Annotated in this window: 6 protein-coding genes; 1 reads left to right on the top strand and 5 read right to left on the bottom strand. The window is 62.0% G+C overall.

The features are described from left to right. Positions 1 to 68: 68 nt before the first annotated feature. From A3728_RS08760 to A3728_RS08745, 5 genes are all read right to left on the bottom strand, one after another. Positions 69 to 1,982 carry a type IV secretory system conjugative DNA transfer family protein gene (locus A3728_RS08760; protein ID WP_067267182.1) on the bottom strand — a complete coding sequence of 638 codons (1,914 nt, stop codon included), beginning with the start codon at positions 1,980 to 1,982 and terminating at the stop codon, positions 69 to 71. Between the two features lie 16 nt (positions 1,983 to 1,998). Next, the gene (locus A3728_RS08755; protein ID WP_067267172.1) at positions 1,999 to 3,927 is read right to left on the bottom strand and encodes a relaxase/mobilization nuclease domain-containing protein; all 1,929 of its coding nucleotides are present in this window, start codon (positions 3,925 to 3,927) and stop codon (positions 1,999 to 2,001) included. Continuing rightward, positions 3,920 to 4,540, bottom strand: a complete 621-nt coding sequence (locus A3728_RS08750; RefSeq protein WP_067267170.1) for a helix-turn-helix domain-containing protein — start codon at positions 4,538 to 4,540, stop codon at positions 3,920 to 3,922. The genes A3728_RS08755 and A3728_RS08750 overlap by 8 nt, the downstream gene beginning before the upstream one ends. A gap of 514 nt (positions 4,541 to 5,054) precedes the next feature. Further along, positions 5,055 to 5,231 carry a hypothetical protein gene (locus A3728_RS23430; RefSeq protein ID WP_231886407.1) on the bottom strand — a complete coding sequence of 59 codons (177 nt, stop codon included), beginning with the start codon at positions 5,229 to 5,231 and terminating at the stop codon, positions 5,055 to 5,057. Positions 5,232 to 5,966: 735 nt separating this feature from the next. After that, a complete protein-coding gene (locus A3728_RS08745) occupies positions 5,967 to 6,305 on the bottom strand; it encodes a DUF736 domain-containing protein (protein WP_067267168.1) in 339 nt (112 codons plus the stop codon). 1,130 nt (positions 6,306 to 7,435) lie between these two features. Here A3728_RS08745 and A3728_RS08740 point away from each other — a divergent pair. After that, positions 7,436 to 7,725, top strand: a 290-nt coding sequence (locus tag A3728_RS08740) for a hypothetical protein (RefSeq protein ID WP_201722305.1), incomplete at its 3' end; no start/stop codon positions are given.

Genomic DNA, 7,725 nt, shown 5'->3' with positions numbered 1-7,725 from the left:
TGTCAACGGGAAATCCGAATGCTTGCAGATGCACTCGCTATCGTGTCCTGTCGCAACTCCTAATACTGTCAATGCCCCATCAACTCCTCGATGAAATCCTCCCGCGCATCCAACACTGCCTCCCATTCCTTCGGCACCGCCGCGTCCCGATCGAGCGTCTCCGGCTCTGGTTGCCCGCGCCCGGCCTCCATCGTCCTGACGCTCATCGCCCGCGCTTTGCGCCGCTGCGAGCGATCCCGGACAAGCGCGCGTTCGGTCGGTTTCGCCGGCTCGTCTGCGCCGGCCTCATCATCGCCGTTGCTACCCCAAGGCCCCACGCCCTGCACACTCGGCGGATAGGGGAACGGCTTGCCCTCCTGGCGGGCCAGCATCTGCTTGAAGAACGGATCGTCGTAATACTTGACCCGGCTCGCCTTAATCGGGTGCTGGGGCGAGGCGAGGATGATGACCTCGTCGGGATCCATCAGGCGCGCTTCAGTCTCAGAAAGCAGCGGTCGTTCTTCCAGCCGCGCCGAAGTCGAGGTCGCACCAAGGAAACCCTTGTTGCGGCCATACATCCGGGTCACCGCCTCGCGGGTGGTACTGCCGACCGCGGCGGAGACCTCCTTCACGGTGCGCTGGTCGCGCGGGGTGATGTAGAGCTTGAGCCCCGCCCCGTTCTCGAGACTTTCGCGGCCCTCGGGTCCGTAAATCCGATCAAGCGAAGCCAGCGACTGCGCAATCATCGCCACGCGGCCGCCATAGCTCGCGAGCGAATGGATCGCGCGTTCGAGATAGGGCATGGCCCCCATCTGCTGGAATTCGTCGATCATCATCATGACCGGCCACGGCTCGTCCGGGCCACGTTCGTTCAGCCGGATCGAGGCAATGAGATCGGCGAACATCAGGCGCAGAAGCGGCGCCAGGGTCGCGATATGATCCTCGGAAACCGCGATGTAGAGCGACTGCGGGGTCTTCCGAAAGGTCGAGAAATCGAAGTCACTCGCCTCGGTGGCCGAGCGCACCGCCGGATTGTCCCACTGCTTGAGACCGGCGGTCATCAGGGCCTGGATGTTCGAGGTCAGCAGCCGCGACGAGGCCGAGGCCGCGTTGGTCCAGAGCTCGCGCAGAATGTCTTCCTCGGCCTCGTCGGCATAGGTCTTGTACTGCGCGTTCTTGTATTCACCCCCGGCGACGATCTTGTTCACCTCGCCAAGGTTCGGCGTGCCGCGCTGGATCGCCAGCAGGCAGGCAGCGACGAAAATCGACTTGCCGGCCTCGGAGAAGGTGTCGAGCGTCTTGTTGTCCTTGTCGAGGAAGAGGTCGGCCAGGATCGACACCTCGGTGAAGCGCTGCGCAAAGCTCGGAGCCTTGGCGATCCGGGCGAGCGGGTTGTAGCGATGCGTGGCATTGGCCCAGTCAAAGGGGCTGAAACGATAGACCTCGTCGCCGTTCAGCGCCCGAAGCCGCGCGGTCTTTTCGAAGTTTTCGCCCTTCACGTCGAGCACCACGACCGAGCCCGCGAAGCTCAGGAGGTTCGGGATCACGAAACCCACACCCTTACCGGCGCGGGTCGGGGCCACCATCATCACATGCGGGATGGTGGTCGAGGAGATGAACTCGGCCTTGGAGGTCGGCGCGCCAAGCTTGCCGCAGACGAAGCCCTTGCCCGGCGCTTGCAGCATGTCGTTCGTCTTCAGCTGCGCCTTGGTTTGCCAGTGGGCCGAGCCATAATCGTCGCGCTCTTTCTTCCAGGTCCAGGCCAACGCCAGGGCGCCGAGGCCTAAGGCCCCAAAGCCGACGGCACCAAAACCCACCTTGAAGGCCTCGGGATGCGCCGCGCGGGTGCCGGCGCTCGCCTTCCAGAGCGCCAGCATGTCGAAGCTGCCAAACCCGGTTTTCAGGGCCAGGGTCAGGTAGAAGGCAGCGACGATGGTGCCGATGACAGCGCCGCAGATCACACCGAAAAGAAATGCGGCCCAGAGGGGAAGTGTCTTGGTCATGGTGGTCATCTCCCCCTCAGAATTCCATCTCGTCGTCGAGACCGCGATCACGGCCAAGGTCGCGCCCCATTTCCTGCGCTTCCTGCTGGCCACGCAGCCGTGCCACCTCGGTCGCCTTGTCCTGCTGCAATCCGGCGGCGCGGTCGGTGAAGACCTGGTCGCCCGTTTCCTCAAACGTCATCTCAAGGAACTCCTGCGTGACGGTGATCTGATCGAGCTTGCTCGGCAGCGCCGCATCCAGCACCTCGTAGTTGCCGCGGCGTAGCTCGGCCAAACCTTCCTCACCCAGTTCCTTGAAGAGCTCGGATTGCAGGGTCCGCTCGACCGTCTCTTCCTGTTCCTCGCTGAGCTTGCCGTCGCGCAACATGTCGGCGAGGTCCTGCAGGTAGGGATTGGGCGTCCGGTCGTCCTCGTCGATGAGCGGCAACGTTGCCTCGTCCTCATCGGCAAGGGTCCGACCGATCTGGACACCCAGTTCCTTGGCCCGCTCCATCAGCGCGTCCATCACGCCGTCGACCTTCTCGAGCGCGGCGTCGAGTTGGTCATCACTGGCCGTCTCGACACTGAGACCGTCCTTCGCCAGCACCGCGTTCATGTCCCGCTCGACCCAGTCCTGCGCCATGCCGTAGTTCCGCGTGCCGCCCGCCGTGATCCGGGCCACCAGCTCCTCGCTGTCCATCCCGGCCTCGTCGGCGCGCTCGAGCACGTCACGGAGCCCATCATCATTGCCGGACTGCAGCGCGGCGATCAGAACCTCGCTGCCCGCCCCTGGCGGATAGGGTTCCTCGAGTTGCTTGCCGAAACGTGCGCGCAGGTCCGGGTCCGGCACCATCTGCGAAAGGTCTGCGATGATCGGCGCGGCCTTGGCCTCGAAGGCGGCGCGCTCGGCCGGGTCCAGTTCTTCGGCTTTGAGCCTCAGCGCCTCGATCGTGCGCTCGGAATAGTCGATCGCGTCACCGACGGTCTTGATGTCCTTCATGTCTATCTCTCCTTCGGTGAAATTCCACGGCGTGCCCGAGCCGAGACTGTCGGCCATGCCGCGCAGGACGCGCGCCATGTGGCGCTGGTCCATCCGGTCCAGCAGGTCGGCGAGGTTCTTGTAGTCCTTGGCGAAGCCCACCACCTGTGCCTGCGCGATGGCTGACTCTTGCGCGGTCATGACGATCTCGCGCGGCAGGCGGGCCTCTTCCTTGGCACGGTAGATCTCTTCGATCCCGGCGGGCTTCTCGAAGATGCCGCGCTCGAGCCGGGTGGTGGCGTCAAGCATCACACCATAGCGTTCCGCGATCTCGGCCTGCTTCTCGCGCATGAGCTGCGGCGACATCACGCCCTCGGCCCAGCAAGAGAACCAGGTGCCCTTCTCGACGCCGCGATTGTTCAGGATGATATGGGCGTGCTTGTGCGCCCGGTCGTCATGGACCGCGAGGACATAGTCCCACTGGTCGCCGTATGCACCGCTCTCGAAGAAATGCTCCGTCCAGTGCATCGCGATGTCGCGGACCTGGTCGACCGTCACGTCGGTCGGGAAAGAGAGCAGCATGTGCGAGGTGAAACCGAGCTTGGTCGAGCCGCGCCAGGTCCCGGCCCAGTCCTCGACGATGTCCTTTTTCTGCTCCTCGGTAAGCACCGCAGCATCGGTCAGCGCGTTGGTCATCGTCGAGTAGGTGTAGACCGCCTTGTCGTTGATGTAGGAGATCTGCGCCCCGAGCGAGGCACGCGTCTTGCAGCCCCCTGCCCGGATCCGCTTGAACACCGCCGCCCGGCTCTGCCCCGACGCCGCCTTCAGCGCGTTGCGCGCCGACAGGGATCCGACGCGCGCGAAACTCCGCCCCTGCCGACGCCCCGCCAGCCGCGCGTCGATCCGCGCCGCGGCCTGGCCCCGGATGCGCTCATCCTCCCAGAGCCGACCCATGACCGAGGTGTAGAGGGCAAGCGGATCAGCCATTCCTGACGAGCCTCAAACCTGTCACGGTCTCGCGCAGGTCATCCTCCAGAACCGCGCTCTCCGCTCCCTGCCCTTCTTCCTTTTTTGGCCACTCCTGATGACGCAGTGCCTGCGCTGCATCCTTCATCCGGCCCATCTCACGGCTCATGGACTGCGCCAGATCGAGCAGTTCGATCAGCACGGCGCGATCCGCCTCCGAGACCTCCAACCGACCGCGATGCACCGCCTTGGCGAGCACCAATCCGGCGTCGCTCACGTCCTTCGCCTGACGCCATGCAGCGCAGAATTCGGCGACCAGATCACGGGGTACATCGAGGAACCCGCACCGTCCGCGCAGCACCGCATTGAGCGCCTGCGACCGGTTGGCAAAGCCCCGTTCGCGCCACTCCGCATCGAAGGCTTCCAGCTCGGATCGGCTGGCCCGGAACGCCACCGTCTCGCTTGGATCGCGCACCGCGATCCCCTCGCCCGCCTCCTCTCTCGCGAGCCGGTTCACATGGCGCGCAGAGATGCCAAACGCCGCCGCCAGTTCCTTCGCGCTTTCGCCCGCCGCAAAGCGCCGTGCCACTTCGATGCGCTCTTCTAGCTTCAGGTTTTTCGCTGGCCTCGGCACTAGGGCGTTCTCCCGTTTCAAAGAAAGGCATGCATGCGCAGACGCGCGCGAGGCAGAGATTGCTCGCAATCGCGTTCGCGTGCGGCGGAGCATTCAGCTTTGCGGGAAACGCCCATGACAGACCCCTCGGACAAAATGTGCAAACATTGGCCATATCCTGCCAACGTCTTCCTTCTCTCCTTCGCTTGTACCTCAATAAAGTACATTGCGCAATATTACGTTTTGCGTGATGTGTATTTTTGCGAGTATCGGCAGCGCGTTCAAAGCCCTGCGCAGCGTGACATCGAACGAGCGCAACCCTCATTGATGCGCAGAATCCGGGCGGGAAGGAAGCTGCTGGAATTGGCGTCAGCGCAGCGCTTGAAAACGCACAAACCGAGCGCCCGAGCTAGTTACTGATCGGGCTCCAGGAACACGAAGACGGCCCGCGGGTTACACCCTCTCCGGACGTCACGAAGCTTCTGAGAGACGACGTCAGACCCCTGCGGATCCGAAGAGCGCAGGGGTCTCTGGGTCAGTGACCCAGTCCCTGAGAGCGCATGTCGTCATAGCGGCTGCGGGCGATCAGCGCCTCGGTCTCGAGGCTGCCGAGGGTCTCTGGATGGGCGTCTTCATCGAAGGCGGCGAGGTAGGCATCGAAGGCCATGTCGGCTTGCAATTCGGCGAGGTCGATCGATTGTTCGAGTGTCATGGTGTGATCCGGCCCAACGATCGTCGTTGGACGGATCGTGGAAAAGACCGGGGGCATGAGAGCGGGCTGCACCCGGCACGGGGCGGAATGAAATGGAGCACACCGGGGACAGGTTTGTTGTGAGCGATGCCTCGGCAGCGCTCAAGGCGTCACGGTGCTTTACGTTTTCAAAAGAACAATGATGTTCGAAACACGCGTTCGAGCCGCAGGCGAGAGGCAGCGTGTTTCGAGGCGATTCAAACGTAAAGCGCCAGCCGTCCAGGAACCTGCCCCCGGGCGTTGCCGACCGCTCGACCTCGGGCTAGCGATCTCTAAGGCCAACAGGTCGACGGACAGGCGCGCGGCGGTGACACTGGCGTGAGACGTTGCCCCCAGGCTCATGACGTTGATTTGCGATTTCTACCCTCGCGGCACAGTGTAAATTCGCCACCCCGGGAAGCATCACGAAGACGGTCCTGGCGCGGTTTGCTCGACTGAGAGAAGGAGTGCGCTTGGCTCGCTAAGTGGGTCCCAGTTCTCCGGCTGACATTCGGTTCCGCCACGCGCTTGCTCGATCCACGATGTCACTGAACACAAGGATCGGAACCGCATTTGCGACCTATCCAGTCTGACTACCCGCCACTGCCTCCGCGTCCGAAATATGAGGCATCCTTCGGACACCGATCTTGCGCCCGCCCAAGGCTGGTTCTCCAGAACGCAGAAAAGCCAGACCGCCGAAGCGGTCTGGCTGTTGGCTTAGGCGGCGTCTTTCGGGCCCCAGGGGATGACGGCCTGCAGAGACAGATCGTCCTGGTTCGCGGCTTTGCCGAGGTTGGCGTTGAAGCCGTGGTCGCGGATGGTCAGCGTGTAGTAGTCGGCGCCAGTCTCCTTGTTCTGCTTCTTCCAGATGCCGCCGCACTCGACCAGCTTGCCGCGCGGGGAGCGGCCGAGGACGCGGTGCGTGGGGGCCATCGGGTTCGTGCTCGCGACGGGTTCGACCGTGACGTCGAGGTCGAAGTTCAGGGTTGAAATGGAGCCGACGCCCTTGGCGGTCTCAAAGTCGGCGCTGGTGAATTTGATGCAGTTCGTGGTCATTGCTCTTCTCCTTGTTTGCGTTGCAATGATGGTCACCTTGCAGCTGGCCAAGGCACGGCCACACCGAAGGCGAAGCGTAGCGGAGAGGGGCAGGCGCCGGTCTTTTTGACCCGCGCGGAATGACCCGCAGGGTCAGGGGAAAAAGATCGGCGGCAACCTTTGTGGACGGGACGACAGCTGCGACCAGCATGTCATGCAACTCAGACATCGGGAGAAGTGCGGTGGCCGCGATGGGAAATGTGAACTGAACCGACAGACGCACCAGAGCACTGCGGGTTCGTTTTCACTCCCAAATAAACCGCGGCAAGTATCCATGATACCTATGAACGAACAAACGGTGGGCCTAGCAGAGCGCCGAGCAGGCGAAGGGAAGCAACGAGTCAAAGTGCTGCACTTCGGACAGCCAGGAGGCGGCCAAGCAAACTAATGCACCTAGGCAGACTGGCAAACACCCATGCCGACTAATGGTGACAGTGGTCCCAAAAAACCGTTGCCAACACTTACGAGCTTCGTTTGACGACTGAGCCGATAGCTTTGTTCATGCCTTTCGGGTCATCAACCTGATCGCCGCAGATTGCGGTCCCCATCGGAACGAAAACGTCTCGGAGACGTCGAACCATCCACTACCATCACCTGCGCCGTGGTTCGCGCCCATGCAGGAACACTGGCAATCGTGTCCGACGGCGTTCCGACAAGCGGGCGCGCACTTCTCCATTTCACGGTAGGGCTGAACGACGTAGAGCTGTCCATATCGTTCCAAGCCGCTGTCAACAAAACGATTGAGCCAACTAACTGGTAACTTCCAGGCTTTCTCGACGGGAGCCCATTGTACTTCGGGCTTCCGGCGTCCGGTTGCCAGACCGAAAAGCCAGCCCCGATTATCGGGACGATATGGCAACCGCGCTGTGAGTTTATCGCCGGAAATCCCGGAACGGACGATGATTGGAATATTTGCGCTATTCCACTGGTAGCGGATTTCGGGAGGGATGGCGGTAGTGTCCATAAAATTCCCTTTTTTTGTTATAGAGTTACTTCAGTCATATATGCAATCATCGGGATTAAAGAAGTCGTGCAAAAGCCGGTTCACCAATCCGCGTGACTTCAAAGAAACTGGCAACGGCGGCTGAAAGATGAAACCTGAAATTTCCGAATTCTCTTACGGGTTCGCCCTTACCAATGAACTCGTTGGTTGGGTTGCGCTATCAGCCGCACCCGTGTTTCCAAGTCTGATCGAGGAAGGCAAAGCAGGAGGCGGCTATGATGTGAAGCTCGACCGGCCAGGTGTTCCCTTGTTTCTGCAATTCAAACGATCCCACTGTATGGTCCGCCGAACGGCGAAGGAACACCAAGCCGTTGTGGCCTTGGGCGGGACACTGAACGTTCCCTACTACCGTTTCCCCATCACCGAAGCGAAGACCTC

The sequence above is a fragment of the Sulfitobacter sp. HI0040 genome (genome assembly GCF_001634885.1).
Classification (GTDB): Bacteria; Pseudomonadota; Alphaproteobacteria; order Rhodobacterales; family Rhodobacteraceae; genus Sulfitobacter.
Note: the sequence above shows the minus strand (reverse complement) of the source record. Positions and strands in the feature narration are given on the sequence as shown.

Excerpts from the sequence above, each read along its gene's own strand:
- A3728_RS08760 (WP_067267182.1), bottom strand. The coding sequence starts at position 1,982 with ATGACCAAGACACTTCCCCTCTGGGCCGCATTTCTTTTCGGTGTGATC.
- A3728_RS08755 (WP_067267172.1), bottom strand. The coding sequence starts at position 3,927 with ATGGCTGATCCGCTTGCCCTCTACACCTCGGTCATGGGTCGGCTCTGG.
- A3728_RS23430 (WP_231886407.1), bottom strand. The coding sequence starts at position 5,231 with ATGACACTCGAACAATCGATCGACCTCGCCGAATTGCAAGCCGACATG.
- A3728_RS08745 (WP_067267168.1), bottom strand. The coding sequence starts at position 6,305 with ATGACCACGAACTGCATCAAATTCACCAGCGCCGACTTTGAGACCGCC.